This window comes from Streptomyces coffeae, assembly GCF_016741875.1.
Classification (GTDB): Bacteria; Actinomycetota; Actinomycetes; order Streptomycetales; family Streptomycetaceae; genus Streptomyces; species Streptomyces coffeae.
Window position 1 is genome coordinate 122,338 of record NZ_JAERRF010000022.1, and the last position, 17,965, is coordinate 140,302.

Below are 17,965 nucleotides of genomic sequence, written 5' to 3' on the forward strand. Positions count from 1 at the left end.
CCGCGGGCCGGGGTTCACGGCGCCGGGGGCACCGCCTCCACCTGGCCGTTCCCGTTCTCGAGCAGCTGCTCGCACCAGATGGTCTTGCCCTCGCGCGCGTGCCGGGTGCCCCACCGCTGGGTGAGCTGGGCGACCAGCAACAGCCCGCGGCCGCCCTCGTCGGACAGCCGGGCGCGGCGCATATGCGGGGCGGTGTTGCTGGCGTCGGACACCTCGCAGATGAGGGTCCGGTCCCGGATCAGCCGTAGCTGGATGGGGCCGTCGGCGTGCCGGATGGCGTTGGTGACCAGCTCGCTCACCACCAGCTCGGTGACGAAGGACGCGTCCTCCAGGCTCCAGGCGGCGAGTTGGCGCGCGGCCCAGGAGCGGGCGGTGGAGACGGTCGCGGGGTCGGACGGAAGGTCCCGTACGGCGAACTGGTCCCGGTTCAGCGCCCGGGTGCGGGCGATCAGCAGCGCCGCGTCGTCGGCGGGGTGCTCGGGGAGCAGATCGCCCAGTACGCGGTCGCACAGGGCGTCCAGGGACGGGGTGGGTTCGGCCAGCACCTGGCACAACTGGTCCAGCGCACTGTCGAGTTCCCGCTCCCGGAAGCCCAGCAGCCCGTCGGTGTAGAGGGCGAGCAGGCTGTTCTCCGGGAGCTGTACGTCGACGGCCTCGAACGGCAGACCGCCAAGACCCAGCGGCGGCCCCGCGGGCAGATCGAGCAGCCGGGCCCCGTCCGGGGTGACCGTGGCCGGGGGCGGATGCCCGGCTCGGGCCAGGGAACAGGTCCGCGAGATCGGGTCGTAGATCGCGTAGGTGCAGGTGGCCCCCAGGACCGCCGGGTCGAGGGGGGAGCCGGTGCCCTCGCCCTCGGCGGCGAGCCGGAGCACCACGTCGTCGAGGTGGGTGAGCAGTTCGTCCGGGGGCAGATCGACATCGGCGAGGGTGCGCACCGCCGTCCGCAGCCGGCCCATCGTGGCGGCGGCGTTGATGCCGTGGCCGACGACGTCGCCGACGACCAGGGCGACCCTGGCCCCGGACAGCGGGATCACATCGAACCAGTCGCCCGCCAGCCCGGTCTTGCCGCCGGCCGGGAGATAGCGGGACGCGGTCTCGACGGCCGCCTGCACGGGGCTCCCCTGCGGCAGCAGGCTCTGCTGGAGGCTGAGCGCCGCGGTGCGTTCGCGGGTGAAGCGGCGGGCGTTGTCCAGACACAGCGCGGCCCGCGCCACCAGCTCCTCGGCGAGCAGCCGGTCGTCGTCGGTGAAGGGGTGTTTGGTCCGCCGGTAGAACATGGTGATGCCGAGCGTCGTCCCGCGCGCCTGGATCGGCACCCCCATGATCGACTGGAACTCGTAGATCCGGAACTTCTCCGCCCGCGCCGGGTCCTGGGCCAGCCAGACCTTGATGTCGTGGTCGGTGACGTGGTGGAGGGCCGACCGGCCGGTGGCCATACAGCGCACGGCGGGCGAGTACGGCGGATAGAAGTCCACTTCGCCCGGCTGCCGCACCGCCTCCGGCGTACCCTCCAGCACGGACTGGTTGGCCGCCCTGCGCAGCGCCACCACCCCGGTGAACGGACCGGGTTCATCCCCGCCGAGCAGGGGGTCCAGCAGATCGACGGTGACCCAGTCGGCGAGCCGGGGGACGGCCGAATCGGCCAGCTCCTGCGCGGTGCGCATCAGGTCCAGGGTGCTGCCGATCCGGGTGCCCGCCTCCGTCAGCAGCGTCAGCCGCTCGCGGGCCTCGTACTGCTGGGTGACGTCCGCGACCGTGGTGCACAGGCCGAGGGTGTGCCCGTGGAGGTCGCGCAGCGCGGAGGCCGAGGCCATGAAGACGGCGTCGCGCTCCGGGTCCGCCGGGACGCGGCCGTGCAGCTCCCCGCTGAAGGCGGACTCACCGGTCTCGATCACCCGGCGCAACCGCCGCTCCCACCCCGTGGCGTCCGGTCCGGAGAGGATCTCCGGCAGCCGCTTGCCCCACCGTTCGGCCTCCGTCATCCCGCTGAGGCGGATCATCGCCTCGTTCTGCCAGCGGCAGCGCAGATCCGTGTCATAGATGGTCACGGCGACCGGGGACACGGTGAACAGCCAGTGCACCACGGCCCGCTCGATCTCCTGCGGCAGCACATGATGCCCGGTCGCGGGCGCCGCGGCGGCCACCAGGATCCACTGGCCCCGCTCGCCGCCCTCCTCGCAGCGGTGGGCGGTGCCGCTCAGGGCGAGGGGGCGGCCGTCCGCGCGGCGCGCGGTCAGCTCGCCCAGCCAGTCGTCGCCCTCCGCCCGCCGGGTCCAGAACGGGGCTCCGGCGTCCGGGGTGAGGAAGTCCTCGGCCGGGCAGCCCACGGCGTCCTGGGTGGTGCGGCCGAGCAGCCGTTCCGCCCCGGCGCTCCAGCCCGTGACCACGCCCTGCTCATCCACCATGATCACGACGGTCCGCGAGCCCTCGGAGCCAGGCGGCCGTATCCGCGGCAGGGCATCGTCGGCGTCCATGGCGCCCCTTCTCGTTCAGGGGATCGTCCTGTGTGCATGCCGGACCCCTTGCGACCGCACTACGTTCCGAGCATGCGCCTCCCGCCGCGCGGGTTCAAATGAGCCGCGATCGGCCGTGGCCCGTGCGGCGGCGACTGAGATGCTCTGTTCATCCCTTATGTGCCATGCTCGTGGTATGAGCGCTTTCCCTATGAAGGGGGCGCGGCTCTGAAGGCCCCGACGCCAGCCATGAGCGGTTGCCGCGCGGAGGCGGATGAGGAGCTCGGGTACGCCCACGAGACGACCGGCGGCCCGCGCACGGAGGCGGTGCAGGCGGCTGTGACCGGGCATGTCCTGACGTTCACGGGGACCGCGTTGGTCGCCGTGTACGCGTTCGACGCGGACGGCGGCGAGCTTCGGCTGGCCGAAACCGTCCGTAGCCCCGGCGGCCCGTACGCCCTTCCCGCGAGCTACCCCCTCTCCGGACGCTCACCCGTCGCCGACGCCTTCCGCTCCGGCCGCCCGCTGTGGCTGAGCCCCGCGGAACTGGCCGAGTACGGCCCGTCCGCACCCGGCCCCGAGTCCGCCGCCGGCCTCTCGCTGGGGGTGCTGCCCCTGGGCGGGGACGGCAGGGGGCTGGGCTGTCTGGTGGTGGTGGACGAGGCTCCCGAAGGGATCGACGCGGACCGCCGCGCCTTCCTCGAGCTCTACGCCCAACACGTCGCCGCGGGCCTGGAGGCCTCCGGGCCGCACGGGCGCCCGGAGCAGCGGGCGCTGGCGGGCTCCACCCTGGACCGGCTCCAGGTGGGTGCGTTCGTGCTGGAGCTGAGCACCGGGCGGATGACCGCCGACACCCCGACGCTGGAGCTGTTCGGCATCCCCCTGGACGACTTCGACGGACAGGTGGAGACCCTCCTCGCGAGCACCGTCCCGGACGATGTGCCCGCCCTGATGTCCATCGTGGAGCCCGGCCGGCTGACCCCCGGCAGCTCACAGCTGGCGTTCCGCATCCGCCGCCCCAACGGCGAGCTGCGCTGGCTGGGGCTGCGCTGCCGGGTCCAGGCCGGGGCGGACGGCACCCCGGAACGGATGCTGGGCGTGGTCGCGGAGGCGTCGTATCTGCGGCCCACCGCCGACGAGGTGTCCATGGTGCAGCGGCTGTCCGCCGCCCTGGCCGGTGCCACCACCATCCGCGACGTGGGGGAGGCCGTGGTCAGTGCGCTCCGCGATCCGCTGCGGGCCCGCCGGGTCGCGGTCGCCGAGCTCCAGGCCGACCAGCTCGTGGTCAGCATCCTGGCCCCCGCCGAACCCACCGCCTGGCCCGAGGTGTGGCGCAGCCAGTGGCGGTCGGAGTTCCCGGACGCGCCCACCCACGCCCTGCCCACCCTGGCCGAGACGATGCGCGCGGGGCACGTCGGCCTGTGGCCCCCCGGCGCCGATCTCGAACCCGGCCTCTCCGGCATCGGCCCCGGGGGCCTCGCCGTGCTGCCGCTCCCGGCGAACGGCCGGATCGTCGGCGTCTGCCTGATCGGCTGGGAGCAGCCGCATGAATTCGGCCCGGAGGAACGCTCCCTGCTGACCGCGACCGCGGGCCTGGTCGGGCAGGCCCTGGTGCGCGCCCACGCGCTGGACGCCGAACACGAGCTGGCCACGATGCTCCAGCGCAGCCTGCTGCCCCGCAAACTGCCGGTGCTGCCCGGCGGGGTGGCCGTCACCCGCTATCTGCCCGCCACCATGGGCCTGGAGGTGGGCGGCGACTGGTACGACGTCATCCCCCTCTCCGACGGCCATGTGGCACTGGTCATCGGGGACGTCCAGGGCCACTCCGCCGCCGCGGCCACCATCATGGGCCAGATGCGCACGGCCATCCGCGCCTATGCCGTGGAGGGCCATCCGCCCGATGTGGTCGTCAGCCACGCCAACCGGCTGCTCGTCGACATGGAGACCGACCTCTTCGCCACCTGCGCCTATGTTGACCTGGACATGGAGGAGGGCGAGGCGTGGTTCGTCCGCGCCGGACATCTCCAGCCGCTGCTGCGCCGCCCGGACGGCGCCACCGAGGAGTTGACCATCGAGGGCGGCCCCCCGCTGGGCGTGGTCGCGGAGGCCGAGTACCCGATGACCGCGATCGGTCTGTCCTCCGGCACCCTGGTGGTCCTGCTCACCGACGGTCTGGTGGAGTCCGCCCAGCTCGATCTGGACGACGGCGTCCAGCAGGTGCGCGAACGGCTGGCCCGCGCCGACCCCTCCGACCCCGGCCGGGTGGCCGATGAACTGCTCGGCAGCGCCGCCCGCCGCCATGACGACGTCGCGCTGCTGCTCCTGCGCTACGACGGAATGCGGGTCCGGCCCATCCGCGCCCGCTGGACCGTGTGGCGGCTGCCCGACGCGGTGATGCACGCCCGCCGCTTCGCCGCGCGCACCCTGCGCACATGGGGGCTGGAGGGCGAGCTGGACGTGGTCCTGCTGGTCACCTCCGAACTGGTCACCAACGCCATGGTGCACACCACGGGCGAAGTGCATCTCAACATCACGCTCACCGCGGACCGGCTGCGGATCGCGGTCAGCGACCACTCGCCCCGTACGCCCACCAAGCCGACCAGCGTGGACTGGGAGGCGACCGGCGGACGCGGACTGCTGCTGGTCGAGGCGGTGTCGCACGCCTGGGGCTCGGTGCCGCTCAGCGGAGGCAAGCAGGTCTGGAGCGACATCACGCTGTCCACCCCGCGGGACAGCGGCCAGAGCGCCGCCGGAGGGCAGGACCGATGACCTCCCTCCCCGCCGGCAACCGGCTGCACACCGCCATCGCCATCACGGCCGGACTGGCCCTGGCCGTGACCCTCGCCGCCTGCGGCAAGGCGGCCGAGGTGGAGCAGTCCGGCGGCACCGCACACCGCGGCAGCCTGCGCATCGGCCTGCTGCTGCCGGACAACGAGATCGCCCGCTTCGACCGGTTCGACAAGCCCCTGATCATGAAGAGGATCAAGGAGCTGTGCCCGAAGTGCACCGTGGACTACGCCAGCGCCCAGCACGATGCCGCCACCCAGCAGCACCAGGTCGACTCCATGATCGCCAACGGGGCCGAGGTGCTGATCCTCGACGCCGTCGATGCCCGGGCCGTGCGCTCCTCGGTGCTCAAGGCGCGCCAGGCCAACATCCCCGTCGTCTCCTACGACCGGCTCGCCGAAGGACCCATCTCCGGCTATGTCTCCTTCAACGGCGCCGACGTGGGCCGCCTCCAGGGCGAGGCGCTGCTGAAGGCCCTGGGACCGCACCGGCCCGGCCACCGGGACCAGATCGTCATGATGAACGGCTCCTCGACCGACCCCAACTCGGCCTGGTTCGAAGGCGGTTCCCTGGACGTCCTGCGCGGCCGGGTCAAGATCGGCAAGTCCTACGAGACCATCGGCTGGCGGCCGGAGAACGCCAACCTCAACATGTCCGGCGCCATCGCGGCGCTGGGCGCCGACAACATCGACGGTGTGCTGTCGGCCAACGACGGCCTCGCCTCGGGCATCATCGCCGCGCTCAAGGCCGCCAAGATCCGGCCGCTGCCCCCGGTCACCGGCCAGGACGCCGAACTCGGCGCAGTCCAGCGCATCGTCGCGGGTGAACAGCTCATGACCGTCTACAAGCCGTTCAAGCCCGAGGCCTACGCAGCCGCCGAGATGGCTGTCGCGCTCGGCCGCGGCAAGTCGCTCGCCGGGATCGCCAAACAGCGGGTCAACAGCGGCTCCAGCCAGTCCATCCCCGCCATCCTGCTGCATCCGATCGCGCTCACCGTCGACAACATCAAGATCCTCATCCGGGACGGGATGTACACCACCGACCAGATCTGCACCGAGAAGTACGCGGACGCCTGCCGGAAGGCCGGACTCACCTGACGGGGCCCAGGCGCCCCGGGTGGCGAAGGGAGGAGCAGATGACCTACACATCAGCCCCGCCTCTGCTGGCGCTGCGCGGGGTCTTCAAACGGTTCGGCGCGGTCCAGGCGCTCGCCGACGTCGACCTGGAGATCCGCGCGGGCCAGGTCATCGCCCTCGTGGGCGACAACGGTGCCGGGAAGTCCACCCTGATCAAGGTGATCGCGGGGGTGGATCCGGCCGACGAGGGCGTCATCGAATGGAAGGGCCACTCCGTCCAGATCAACCGCCCCCATGACGCCCAGCACCTGGGGATCGCCACCGTTTACCAGGACCTCGCGCTCTGCGACAACCTCGACGTCGTCGGCAATCTCTTCCTCGGCCGCGAGGTCCGCCGCTTCGGCGTGCTCAACGAGGTGGAGATGGAACGCCGCACCCTGGAACTGCTGAACACCCTCTCCATCAGCATCCCCGCGGTACGGCGCCCGGTCGCCTCGCTCTCCGGCGGCCAGCGCCAGACCGTCGCCATCTCCCGCTCGATGCTCGGCGAACCCCGGCTGGTGCTGCTGGACGAGCCCACCGCGGCCCTCGGCATCGAGCAGACCGCCCAGGTCCTCGACCTCGTCGAGCGACTGCGCGACCGCGGCCTCGGCGTTCTGCTCATCAGCCACAACCTGGGCGACGTCAAGGCCGTCGCGGACTGGGTGGCGGTGCTGCGCCTCGGCCGCAACAACGGGTTCTTCGATGTGACCACCACATCCCAGGAGCAGATCGTCTCCTCCATCACAGGTGCCTCCGACAACGCCGTGACACGCCGCACGGTGCGGGAAGGGGAGTTGTGAACAGAACACGGATCACCTCAGGGGAGTCCGGGCCGGCGCGCAAGGCGGAGGCCGCGGAGGCGGACCAGCGCGGCGCCCGCACCGCCGCCGCCCGCCGCGCCCCCGCCCATGCCGTCGGGCGCGGTGTCGAACTGCTCAAACGCCGCTACCACAGCGGTGAGCTGGGCTCCGTCCCCGTCGTGCTCGGCCTCTTCCTCATCTGGGCCGTCTTCCAGACGGTGAACTCGCACTTCCTCTCCCCGCGCAACCTCTCCAACCTCAGCGTGGACATCGTCGGCACCGGCATGATCGCCGTCGGGGTCATCTTCGTGCTGCTGGTCGGTGAGATCGATCTGTCGGTGGCCTCGGTCAGCGGACTGGCCGCCGCCACCTTCGCCGTGCTCAGCGTCAACCAGGGCATGCCCGAACTGCCCGCCCTCGTCCTGGCCGTACTCTGCGGAACCGCGGTCGGAGCGGTGCACGGTTTCTTCTTCGCCAAGGTCGGCGTGCACTCGTTCGTGGTCACCCTCGCCGGACTGCTGGGCTGGTACGGCCTGATGCTCTACATCATGGGCACCTACGGCACGATCAACATCGACGACCGGGGCCTGGTCGCCAAGCTGACCAACTTCTACTTCAACGACATCGCCGCCGCGTACGGCTTCGCGGCGCTCGGCGCGGCCGGATACTTCCTCGCCTCCTGGCTGGGCGCCCGACGCCGCCACCGGGCCGGAGTGCCGTACCGCTCCCCGGCCGAGATCGGACTGCGCACGGGCGTCCTGGCCGTCGTCGGCTTCGCCGCCGCCGCCCTGCTCAACCAGTTCCAGGGCCTGCCGTTGGCCCTGCTGATCTTCCTTGTCGTCCTGGTCGGCCTCGACTACGTACTGCGCCGCACCGCCTACGGACGCATGATCTTCGCCCTCGGCGGCGGCGTCGAAGCGGCCCGCCGCGCCGGACTCAGTGTGGCCCTGGTGCGGATCTCCGCCTTCATGATGTCGGGGACCATGGCCGCCATCGGCGGCATCTTCCTGGCCTCCCGCATCAGCTCCGTCAGCCAGACCTCCGTCTCCAACTACCTCCTGATGAACGCCATCGCCGCCGCCGTCATCGGCGGCACCAGCCTCTTCGGCGGCCGTGGCAGCACCTGGTCCGCCCTGCTCGGTGTGCTGGTCATCCAGTCCATCGCCTCGGGCGTCGCCCTCATGGGCATCCAGGCCGCGGTGCAGTTCATGATCACCGGCGGTGTGCTGCTGATCGCCGTGGTCATCGACTCGCTGTCCCGGAAGGCACAGAAGGCGCACGGCCGGGTGTAGCGCCGAAGGGGGCGTGCGGTTGATTTCTCCGCAATCACGTGCCTTGACCGAGAGTTGAGAGTCCGCTGCTAGCGTGGTCGACTCCGGCGCTCGCTGCCGCAGAAGGGGGTACGGCATGCGCAATGCCCAGATCATGACCGCTGTCGACGGAGGACGCGGCGCAGGGGGAGGGGACAGTGGGGACGGGCATCCCGGACAACCCTGGACGCCCCCGCAGGAGCCGCCGTCCCCGGACGGCGACACCCCGCCCGGTGACGGAACGCATCGCAAGTGACGCTGGACGCCCACCGGATGGACCGACCCAGCCGCAAGGAGCTGGGGCGTGTCCTCCTCGAGACGCGTGCGATGACGCCGGACTGGGCCCCGACCTTCGAGGCTGTGGACCGGGCTGCCTTTCTGCCGGACCTGATGTGGCCGTTCGACACGGACGCGGGCAAGAGTGTCGCCGTGGACCGGGCGGACGACCCGGACGCCTGGTACGCCGCGGCGGACAGCAACGTGCCCATCGTGACGCAGTGGGATGACGGCGAGCACGCCGGCAGCGAGCCGGGAAGGGTATCCACCAGTTCCTCATCCATGCCCTCCGTCGTGTACGCGCTGCTCCAGACGACAGCGGTGGACGAGGGCATGAACGTCCTCGACGTCGGCACCGGCACCGGCGAGACGGCCGGAGCCCTGACACACCGGCTCGGCGGCGGGAATGTGACCACTGTTGAGGTAGACCCTGCCGTGTCGCTTCGGGCCCGCGAACGGCTCCGCGCGGCCGGGCTGTGCCCCACCGTGGTCGTGGGCGACGGGGGCAGGGGGTACGCGGCCTCGGCGCCCTACGATCGCATCCTGGCCACCGTCGGAGTCCGGGAGATCCCCGGGGCCTGGATCGAGCAGACCCGGCGCGGCGGCCTGATCGTCGCTCCATGGGGCACGCACTACGGCAATGCGGATGCCGTCGCCCGGCCCGTGGAGTTCATGAAGCTGCGTGCTCAGCGGCTGGCGCTGCCAGGGCATGGCGAGTACGTCCCGGCGGAGGGCATGGCGGCGGCCCACAGATCCGCGACGGAGATCACCGAAGCGGAGTTCGTCACCGGGAGGTACACCGCCCTTCCCTTCGCTCTGGGGCTCCGCGTACGGGACTGCGTCCAGGCCGTGGCCGACAAGCGCGACGGAGCCCGCCCGGTGTGGTTCTACGGGCTCCGTGACCGCTCATGGGCGTGCGTGATGTTCCGCGACGGGGAGGAGGAGGCCCGCGTCTGGCAGTCAGGGCCCCGCCGATTGTGGGACGAGGTAGAGGCGGGCCATCGGTGGTGGGTCGGTCGTGACAAGCCCGAGCACACCCGCTTCGGGCTGACAGTCACCGCCGGGGGACAGCGGGCCTGGCTGGACGACCCAGCCGATTCCTGGGCCGTCTGAGGTGTTGCCGACGCGTGCCGTTGCGCGTTCAGGCGAGCCGGGCGGCCACACCGTCGAGCACACAGTCCAAGCCGGTGTCGAAGACGGTGTCCGCGTCGGGGTGGGTGGCGTCCCGCACGACCTCCGCCAGCGTGGGATAGCGGCCGGTGGCCAGCATACGTTCGAGGTACGGGCCCACACTGCGCTGCCACTGCCGTTCGTTCAGACCGGAGACACGCTCCGCGCGCAGGTCGGCCACCTCCTGTCTGATCGCCCCGATGACATAGGAGTTGACCGTCGCGACGGCACTCAGCACCGCGTCGATGGACCCGCCGAACCCCGGTGCCCCGCGCAGCGCCGCGAGTGACGCCTCGAGATGGCCCAGCGCCTCCGGTCCGAGGTGCGGCCGTCCGCCCAGCAGATCCACGAACCACTCGTGCCGCAGCGCCGCGTGGCGCACCCGGTGGGCGTGGGAGCGCAGCGCCTCGCGCCAGCCGGTGTCCGGCTCCGGTCCGTTTGAGCGGATCTCCCCGTACACCGCGTCCACCATGAGGTCCAACAGCTCCTCCTTGGTGGACAGATAGCGATACAGCCGCATCGGCCCCGCCTCCAGCGCGGCGGCCACCTTGCGCAGGGATACCGCCTCCAGCCCGTCCGCGTCGGCGAGTTCGATCGCGGCCCGGACGATCCGGTCCCTGCTGAGCGGTGAGAGCGCCGCCCGGCCGGGCGGTTCGGGCCGCTCCCATACGAGGGTGGGTTCGCCGTCTCCGGGTTGCTCTTCCGTATCCATGGCCGTGTCCTTCCGTGGCATCGTCCGATACAGTGTATCGATCGATACGCCGTATCGAATTCATTGGAACGGGGAGAACACCATGAAGATCGCGATCATCGGAGCCGGACCGGGCGGGCTGACCCTCGCCCGCGTACTGCACCGCCACGGCATCGACGCCGTCGTCTACGAACGCGAGCCCTCCCGCGCGGCCCGCACCCAGGGCGGCATGCTCGACCTGCACACCGAAAGCGGTCAACGCGCCCTGCGCGAAGCCGGGTTGGAGGACGCCTTCCAAGCCATCGCCCGCCGCGAGGGCCAGGACATGCGTCTGCTCGAACCCGATGGAACCCTGCTCCTCCAGGAGGACACCCCCGACGACGCCCCGCTCGACCGCCCCGAGGTCGACCGCGCCGACCTGCGGAACGTGCTGCTCGACTCACTGCCCGAACGGACCGTCGTCTGGGGGCACTCGCTCCACCACGCCACGGCTCTGCCCGGTGGCGGACACCGGCTGCACTTCGCCGAGGGCGGCCACGCCGACTGTGATCTGCTCATCGGTGCGGACGGCGCCCGCTCCCGCGTCCGTCCGCTGCTCACCGATGCCCAGCCCTTCCATGTGGGCGTCAACACCGTCGAGTTGGGGATACCGGACATCGACCGCACCCACCCCGACCTCGCCGCCATGGTCGGGCGCGGCAACTACTGGGCCCTCGGCCCCGACCGCTCCCTCGCGGCCCAGCGCAACGGCGACGGCCGGGTCCGTGTCTACCTCAGCTTCCACACCCCCGAGGACTGGCTCACCACCTGCGCCATCCCCTTCACGGACCCACCCCGCGCCCGCGCGGCCCTGGCCGGTCTCTTCGCCGACTGGGCCCCGCAGTTCACCGCCCTGATCCGGGCCTGCGATGACACGGTGGTGCCACGCGCTATCACCATGCTCCCCATCGGTGTCAGCTGGTCTTCCACACCCGGCGTCACCCTGCTCGGCGACGCCGCCCATCTGATGCCACCGTCGGGCCTGGGCGCCAACATCGCCATGCTCGACGCCGCCGAACTCGGCCTCGCCCTGGCGAACGGGGCGGCCGACCCGGCCGCCGCCATCCGCCACTACGAGACGGCGATGTTCGAGCGAGGTGCGGCCGCCGCGCGTGAGTCCAAGCACATCATGGAGGTCCTGATGTCACCGAAGGGGGCGCGGGGGCTGCTGGAGTTCTTCGAGAAGCGGGCGGGTCAGCCGGAGGCGTAGTCGAGGAAGGCCGACCAGGCGGCGGCAGATATGCAGAGGTTGGGGCCGCCGGGGTTCTTGGAGTCCCGGATGTGGACGGCGGCGGGGGCGGTGGCGATCTCGACGCAGTCGCCGCCAGTGGAGTCGCTGTGGCTGGACTTGTGCCAGTTGCCGGCGACCTCGACGCACTGGCCGCCAGAGGAGTCGCTGTAGCTCGACTTGCGCCAGTCGTAGGCGACCTCGATGCAGTCGCCGCCACCCGCGTCGCTGTAGCTGCTTTTGAACCAGGCGAGATTGCTCATAGTCCACCCATCAGCTGCTCGATGAAGTTTTGGGATTCCTCAGGCCCGAGAGCCTGCGTGCGCATCATGGCATAGCGGCGGGCCAGGACACTTACCTTGTCCGGCTTGGATACCAGGCTGCTCTCGCCGTGGCTCTCCATATAGGCAAGGGTGGCTGCGTCAGAAGTTTCGATCAGCTTCATCGGGCCGTGCAGGCCAGCATGCTCGGCGCGGCTCGAGGGCATGACCTGAATGGTCACGTTCGCGCCGCTGGCGCAGCTGATCAAGTGCTCGTACTGCTGGCGCATCGCCTCAGGCCCGCCGATCTTCCGTCGCAGCGCGGCCTCTTCGAGTACGACGTGGATCAGCGCCATCGGTTTGCGGCTGAGCAACGGCTTGCGGTCCATTCGAGCTTCGAGCAGTTGCTCCACCTCGTCCGTCTCAAAGGGAGGGTAGTTGCTCTTGAGCAGCGCGCGGGCGTATTGCTCGGTCTGTAGAAGTCCATCGATGACCTGCGTGCAGTACGACGAGACACTCACCGCTTCCTGTTCCAGCTGAACGAAACCCTGGAAGTACACCGGGTAGCGCTCAAGCCTCAAGTACTTGATTGCCGACCTGAGTAACCCGCCCGCGTCCAGTGCCTTCTCGGCCGCATCGATGAACTCGTCCGTCGGCGGCTTCGCGCACGTCTCCACCGCGCTCACCGCCGACCCCGTATAGCTCATCAGCGCGCCCAGCTCGTCCTGCGTCAGGCCCGCCCGTTCGCGCAGAAGCCGCAGCACAGCGGCGAAATACTGCACGGTCGGCGGAGCGGAGTCCTTCTTCTTCGACTGTGACATCTCGGCCCACCCCTCAACGCGGCTCAACATCAATCAACGTGCGTTCGACCGCAGTTGCCGGTCGCCGCCGTCGACGCTCTGTCACTAGTGAAGCTAGCCGCCTGCACCGACAGTGGGTCCATGAACGCGGAAAGTCACAACGTAAACCCACTCCATGGCTGGAACCAGAGGTTTACTCCCGTCCCTCACTCTGTCCACCATGCGCGGCACGCAGCCGGTATTGCGCTCTTCGCGTGGGGCGTTGGCGCAGGTCAGAGGGCTGTCGTGCAGCTCATCCTCTCCGAGCTGGCGACCAACGCGGTACGGCATGGCCGTGTACCAGGGCGGTACTTCGAAGTGTGTATCGCATATGACGCAGAAAAATTGGTCGGGCTTGAGGTGTCCGATCCGCGCGAGGGATTCCCCGTGATCGCGGAAGCCGCCCCGGACGACGAGTCCGGGCGGGGGCTCGCGATCGTGGACGCGCTCGCCGAGGCGTGGGGTGTCAGGGAACGCGTCGTCGGCAAGACGGTGTGGGCGCGGCTACGGCTGTAGGTGGCCGGACAGAGCGGCGCCGCCGGTAGTAGTGCACCGTCAGGATGCCGAGCAACGGACCCCACGCGGCCAGCGGCACGTACGCTACCCAGAAGGCGACGACCTGCCAACCGTGCGCGACCATCGCATGGGGTTCCCCGGTGATCTTCAGGCCGAGTGCGGACATGACCATCGCGTACGGGAAGACCAATAACCCCAGCGAGCCGAGGCCCGCCGGAATGACGGCCGCCAGGACCGGCACCCGGCGCCCGCGCAGGCCGAGGATCCAGCGCGGCCACACCTCACCCCACTGGGCGACCAGCCCGACCGCGAGGAACGCCAGCATCTCGCTGACGAGGCTGAGTCCGATGATGTACCACCACTCCCCGTCGAACGTCTCCGGGGCGGCCGGGGTCTTCGCGTCGTGTTCCAGCAGCGGGGCGTTGAAGTTGACGGCGGCGATTCGCCAGACGCAGGAGGGTAACGCGACCAAGGTGATGGTGTAGGCAGTCCACGCGGCCCAGCGGGGCACGCCCGGCGCCCTCCGACCGTGCAACTTCATGAGGATGGTGCGAGAGGCCATGGTCAATTCCCCATGTTCAACGGTGAGATCGGCGCGGAGATCGAGTGCTCCCTCAAGGTCGCAGCCGAACGTGGCCTGACACATCGACCGCAAGAAGGGACTGGCTCACCCGTGTGGCGGAGGCGGCCCGGAAAAATACGTCGAATACAGGGCCGGTCTTTGAGAGGGTCGTGCGCGACTCGTATCCGCCGACAGAGGAACCGCCCGTGCCCCGCGCTGTCACGCTGATCCGCTCCGCGTCCCTGTCCGACGTCGCCGAGTACGCCTACGCGGCCACGGCCCCGGCCGAATCGCGGATGATCTTCCTCGCCGGAGCCTGCCCGCTCAACGAGGACGGCTCCACGGCGGCGATCGGAGACGTCGCGGGGCAGGCGGCCAAGGCCGTGGAGAACATGAAGACCGCCCTGGCGGAGGCCGGTGCGTCGCTGGAGGACATCATCAGCACCCGTGTCCTCGTCGCCTCCTCCCGCCAGGAGGACCTGGTGGCGGCATGGGAGGTGTACCGGGACGCACTCGGTGACCACGACGTGCCCAGCACGCTGATGGGGGTCACCGTGCTCGGCTACAACGACCAACTGGTGGAGATCGAGGCGGTCGCGGCCGTGGTGGATTCCTGACATGCAGGATCGGTGGGCAGGGGCGGAGGACACTGGTGCATGTGACGTTACGGGTGGACGCGACGCCGTCCGCCGCTGCGCTCCTTCTGCGCCCTTGGGGCGATGACGACGTCGAACCGCTGGTCAGGGCCTACCGCGATCCCACGTTGCGTCGGTGGACGCGACACCACGTCGAGAGCATCGAGGACGCGATGGAGCGGCTTGAGCTTCGGAGGCGTGGCTGGGAGACGGGCGAACTGCTGAGTTTTGCCGTACAGGAGGAACAATCCGGCACGGGTGAAGGCCGGTTGGCCGGCGAGGTGGTCATGAAGCGAACCGGTCCGAGCCAGGAGTCCGCCGAGGTGGGCTACTGGACGGCAGCGCATGCCCGCGGCCGGGGCGTGGCCCCTCGTGCTCTCGACGCCCTCACCAGTTGGGCCTTCGACGCCTTCGCGGCCGAAGGTCTGCGACGTCTCGAACTGCTCCACCAGGTGGACAATTCCGCTTCGTGCCGGGTCGCGCAGAAGGCCGGATACCGGTTCCACGAGGTCCTTCCCGCCCGACCGCCCTTCCCCAGGGACGGTCACCTGCATAGACGACGGGCCGACGCTCCGGCGTGATGCGGAACGATGGCCGCGCGGGCGACCCGACGCACACCCGTGCGCCCTACCCGCCACCCTGCCCCTCACGTCACGATGGGCTCAAGCCGTCGCATCAGGGGGAACCATGGGCAAGCACGAGAAGCCACCGCCCGACCCGGGTCAGGGCAAGCCGCCGCCGGGCAACAGTGACGGTCAGGTCCCGCCTCCGGAGTCCGGCAACGGCAAGCACAAGAAGTAGCCGATGACGTTCGACCATCATCGCGCCGCGCTGGCGGCCACCATGGATCAGCGCGGCGCCTGGCCTGCCCGGTCCTCCTGGATCCGCCGGGCCGTCGCCACCCTGCCACGGGACGCCTTCGCGCCGGACCGGCTGTGGTGCTGGGACGGTTACGCGTACGTGCCCCTCGACCGCTCCGTCGATCCCGAGCGGTGGGCCACCGAGGTGTACGCGTCGCCGGACACGGCGGCGGTCACCCAGGTCACCGGCGGTGTTCCGTCGTCCAGTCTGTCGGCCCAGGGCATCGTGGTGGACATGCTGGACTCTCTGCTCCTCGAGCCCGGCCACCGGGTGCTGGAGCTGGGCACCGGCACGGGCTGGAACGCCGCCCTGCTGGCCCAACGGGTGGGCGCCGACGGGCGGGTGGTGAGTGTCGAGGTGGACCCCGAGCTGGCGGGGCGGGCCGCCGAGCGGCTCAAGGCCGTGGGCGCGGAGGTCGCCGTCCACGTCGGCGACGGGGCGGCGGGCTGCCCGCCCGGCGGGCCGTACGACCGGGTCATCTCCACCTACGCCGTGGACGCCGTGCCGTGGGCCTGGGTGGAGCAGACCCGGCCCGGCGGCCGGATCGTCACCCCCTGGGGTCACTTGGGCCATGTCGCCCTCACGGTCGCCGACGACGGCCGCTCCGCCAGTGGCTGGGTCCAGGGCCTCGCCACCTTCATGCCCGCCCGTGGCACCGGCCCCGGCCGGGACTTCGCCGAGGTGCGCGGCGACGGCCCGCCGACCGACGAACGGCCCGTCACCCGGGACATCGCGCCCTTGCGCGACGACTGGCACCTGCTCTTCGCGCTCCGGGTCGCCCTCCCCGACGTCCGGATCACGACGGCGATCGACGAGGACGGCGTCAACACCTGGTTGCACGACGGCATCACGTCCTGGGCGACCCTCGCCGCCACGGGTGACGGCGGAACCATCGCCTTCCAGGGCGGGCCTCGCCGCCTGGCCGACGAACTGGAGCGGGTGTGGGCCGCCTGGCTCGCCCTGGGCGGCCCGCCGCTCTACGACTACGGCCTGACCGTCGAGCCCGAGCGCCAGTACGCCTGGTGCGAGGACGCGGCCACCGGGCCGAGGTGGCCCGTGCGGGGGCGCTCGTAGCGACGCGGATGCTCGTAGCGACAGCGGGCTGCTCGAACACCACGTATCAGAGTCATCACACCCCTACCCAGAGTGCTCCACATGCGCTGAAATGCGCTCACTGTATGTGTGGGGGGAATTTCATGAGTAACTCGCAGTCGCCCGGCCTCAGCCCGTATGTCACCACCACGCTGATGCCCGCCTCTCGCCCGAGGATGTTCAACACCAGGACCGCGCAAGTTCTCTGGACCCTGCTGCCGATCCTGACCGTCGCCTTCGCCGCCGCCGTCCCGTTCGTGGCCGCTGCCGTCAAAGGCGTGGTGAAGCCCTGGATCGCAGGGGTCTACATCTGCGCTGAGATCGCCGTCTTCGGAGTCGTCCTCGGGGTGGCCGATGGCAAGAGCCCGGTTCCGGGCTTCCTGCTCGTCCTGTTCATCACGGTCGCGGCCACGCACACCTCGCTGATGGACAGCGAGCGGGTCACCGTCGGCAAGTTGCGCTGGGAGGGGCGGTGACGCGGCCTGCCCGTACTTCGTCCGATGCCGGGGCACGGAACGTTTCATTCAAGGGGTGGGGTACATGTCTGGACTGAGCCGGATGTACGACGAAGCAGTCGCCCACGACGGGCTCGTGGAGACCACACTCGGGCAACTCCGGGAAGAGCTCGGCTACACCAGGCTGGGGAGGGGCGTCCTGGAGGGGATCGTCGTGGCCCTGGGCAAACATGAGTTGGGGTACTTCCCGCGAGAGGTTCTCGACCCCCGCTGCAACACCGAACCGCGCCAGTGGAACAAGGTGTGGGTCTATGTCCGGGACAACAGCACCCGTGCCCGCGTGCTCGATGCCGTCCTCTGCCCGGAGCAGGCGAACGTACGGAGTGTTCTCGACGGCCTGGTGTCGAGGAATCCGTCCGCTCTCACGACCGAAGAGAAGCTCCAGCGGATCCGGGAGATCGCCAACTCCTAGACGAATGAGTCCGAAGCCCTGGTCAATTGGGGTCGAGGCGACGATCCAGCAGTCGTCCAGCCAGAAGTCGCTGTCCCTCGTCACCATCCGGATGACCCGCTTGACCAGGCCCAGTGCGCTGTGCAGCCGCTTGTTGTAGCAGGACTGCGGGGCAGGTACGGAAACAGCCCGACCAGATGCTTGCGGGCATAGCGCAGCCAGTGCCGCTCGGCGGTGAAGCCGAGCAGGGACTGAGCGACCGCCACGCAGACCAGCTCGGAGTCCGTCAGTACAGGTGGCCGACCCGTCCATCGCGGTCCTCCCAACTCGTCGTCGATCTTCACGTACAGTGCGGTGATGAGGGTCTCGAGGTCTTCTGTCACAAGCTGACCAACGAGGCCCTCACCTCATGTCCGAGGCCC

The 17,965-nt window shown here is 70.3% G+C and carries 17 protein-coding genes and 1 pseudogene; 12 read left to right on the forward strand and 6 right to left on the reverse strand.

Features of this window, described 5'->3' with window-relative positions; all coding sequences use genetic code 11:
- Positions 1-14 precede the first annotated feature (14 nt).
- On the reverse strand, positions 15-2,474 hold the full coding sequence (locus JK363_RS30135) for a SpoIIE family protein phosphatase (RefSeq protein WP_201879737.1): 2,460 nt from the start codon (positions 2,472-2,474) through the stop codon (positions 15-17).
- Positions 2,475-2,792: 318 nt separating this feature from the next.
- On the opposite strand from JK363_RS30135, the gene JK363_RS30140 reads away from it, so the two are divergent.
- From JK363_RS30140 to JK363_RS30160, 5 genes are all read left to right on the forward strand, one after another.
- Positions 2,793-5,222, forward strand: a complete 2,430-nt coding sequence (locus JK363_RS30140) for a SpoIIE family protein phosphatase (RefSeq protein ID WP_443726309.1) — start codon at positions 2,793-2,795, stop codon at positions 5,220-5,222.
- Positions 5,219-6,337, forward strand: a complete 1,119-nt coding sequence (locus JK363_RS30145; RefSeq protein ID WP_201879742.1) for a substrate-binding domain-containing protein — start codon at positions 5,219-5,221, stop codon at positions 6,335-6,337. The genes JK363_RS30140 and JK363_RS30145 overlap by 4 nt, the downstream gene beginning before the upstream one ends.
- Before the next feature lie 38 nt (positions 6,338-6,375).
- Positions 6,376-7,158: an ATP-binding cassette domain-containing protein gene (locus tag JK363_RS30150; RefSeq protein WP_201879744.1), complete on the forward strand. Its 783-nt coding sequence runs from the start codon at positions 6,376-6,378 to the stop codon at positions 7,156-7,158.
- The gene (locus JK363_RS30155; protein WP_372444878.1) at positions 7,155-8,450 is read left to right on the forward strand and encodes a sugar ABC transporter permease; all 1,296 of its coding nucleotides are present in this window, start codon (positions 7,155-7,157) and stop codon (positions 8,448-8,450) included. The genes JK363_RS30150 and JK363_RS30155 overlap by 4 nt, the downstream gene beginning before the upstream one ends.
- A gap of 291 nt (positions 8,451-8,741) precedes the next feature.
- Positions 8,742-9,857 carry a methyltransferase domain-containing protein gene (locus JK363_RS30160; protein ID WP_201879746.1) on the forward strand — a complete coding sequence of 372 codons (1,116 nt, stop codon included), beginning with the start codon at positions 8,742-8,744 and terminating at the stop codon, positions 9,855-9,857.
- Between the two features lie 28 nt (positions 9,858-9,885).
- Here JK363_RS30160 and JK363_RS30165 read toward each other — a convergent pair whose 3' ends face one another.
- Entirely contained in the window at positions 9,886-10,626 is a 741-nt protein-coding gene (locus JK363_RS30165; RefSeq protein WP_201879748.1) for a TetR/AcrR family transcriptional regulator, read from the reverse strand.
- 82 nt (positions 10,627-10,708) lie between these two features.
- On the opposite strand from JK363_RS30165, the gene JK363_RS30170 reads away from it, so the two are divergent.
- A complete protein-coding gene (locus tag JK363_RS30170; protein WP_201879750.1) occupies positions 10,709-11,854 on the forward strand; it encodes an FAD-dependent oxidoreductase in 1,146 nt (381 codons plus the stop codon).
- Here the strand turns inward: JK363_RS30170 and JK363_RS30175 are convergent.
- Both JK363_RS30175 and JK363_RS30180 read right to left on the reverse strand, forming a co-directional pair.
- Positions 11,839-12,135: a DUF397 domain-containing protein gene (locus JK363_RS30175; protein ID WP_201879752.1), complete on the reverse strand. Its 297-nt coding sequence runs from the start codon at positions 12,133-12,135 to the stop codon at positions 11,839-11,841. The genes JK363_RS30170 and JK363_RS30175 overlap by 16 nt on opposite strands.
- Positions 12,132-12,953: a helix-turn-helix domain-containing protein gene (locus tag JK363_RS30180; RefSeq protein ID WP_201879754.1), complete on the reverse strand. Its 822-nt coding sequence runs from the start codon at positions 12,951-12,953 to the stop codon at positions 12,132-12,134. The genes JK363_RS30175 and JK363_RS30180 overlap by 4 nt, the downstream gene beginning before the upstream one ends.
- Positions 12,954-13,073: 120 nt before the next feature.
- On the opposite strand from JK363_RS30180, the gene JK363_RS30185 reads away from it, so the two are divergent.
- Positions 13,074-13,487, forward strand: coding sequence for an ATP-binding protein (locus tag JK363_RS30185; RefSeq protein WP_201879757.1), 414 nt, complete (start codon positions 13,074-13,076; stop codon positions 13,485-13,487).
- On the opposite strand, the gene JK363_RS30190 is transcribed toward JK363_RS30185, so the two are convergent.
- A complete protein-coding gene (locus JK363_RS30190; protein ID WP_201879760.1) occupies positions 13,438-14,049 on the reverse strand; it encodes a hypothetical protein in 612 nt (203 codons plus the stop codon). The two genes, JK363_RS30185 and JK363_RS30190, sit on opposite strands and share 50 nt — an antisense overlap.
- A 206-nt stretch (positions 14,050-14,255) precedes the next feature.
- Here JK363_RS30190 and JK363_RS30195 point away from each other — a divergent pair, with 206 nt between their 5' ends.
- The 5 genes from JK363_RS30195 to JK363_RS30215 all read left to right on the forward strand — a co-directional run bounded on the left by JK363_RS30195 (position 14,256) and on the right by JK363_RS30215 (position 17,564).
- Complete coding sequence (locus JK363_RS30195; RefSeq protein WP_201879763.1) at positions 14,256-14,666, forward strand: RidA family protein; 411 nt, start codon at positions 14,256-14,258, stop codon at positions 14,664-14,666.
- A gap of 41 nt (positions 14,667-14,707) precedes the next feature.
- Positions 14,708-15,265 carry a GNAT family N-acetyltransferase gene (locus JK363_RS30200; RefSeq protein WP_307821915.1) on the forward strand — a complete coding sequence of 186 codons (558 nt, stop codon included), beginning with the start codon at positions 14,708-14,710 and terminating at the stop codon, positions 15,263-15,265.
- Positions 15,266-15,488: 223 nt separating this feature from the next.
- Positions 15,489-16,619 (forward strand): methyltransferase domain-containing protein, encoded by a 1,131-nt coding sequence (locus JK363_RS30205; protein WP_201879765.1) that lies wholly within the window; start codon positions 15,489-15,491, stop codon positions 16,617-16,619.
- A gap of 122 nt (positions 16,620-16,741) precedes the next feature.
- Positions 16,742-17,113: a hypothetical protein gene (locus JK363_RS30210; RefSeq protein ID WP_201879768.1), complete on the forward strand. Its 372-nt coding sequence runs from the start codon at positions 16,742-16,744 to the stop codon at positions 17,111-17,113.
- Between the two features lie 64 nt (positions 17,114-17,177).
- Positions 17,178-17,564 (forward strand): hypothetical protein, encoded by a 387-nt coding sequence (locus tag JK363_RS30215; protein ID WP_201879770.1) that lies wholly within the window; start codon positions 17,178-17,180, stop codon positions 17,562-17,564.
- A 15-nt stretch (positions 17,565-17,579) separates the two neighbouring features.
- Here JK363_RS30215 and JK363_RS30220 read toward each other — a convergent pair.
- Positions 17,580-17,926: pseudogene (locus JK363_RS30220) on the reverse strand (IS982 family transposase); the annotation flags it as partial.
- Between the last annotated feature and the right edge of the window lie 39 nt (positions 17,927-17,965).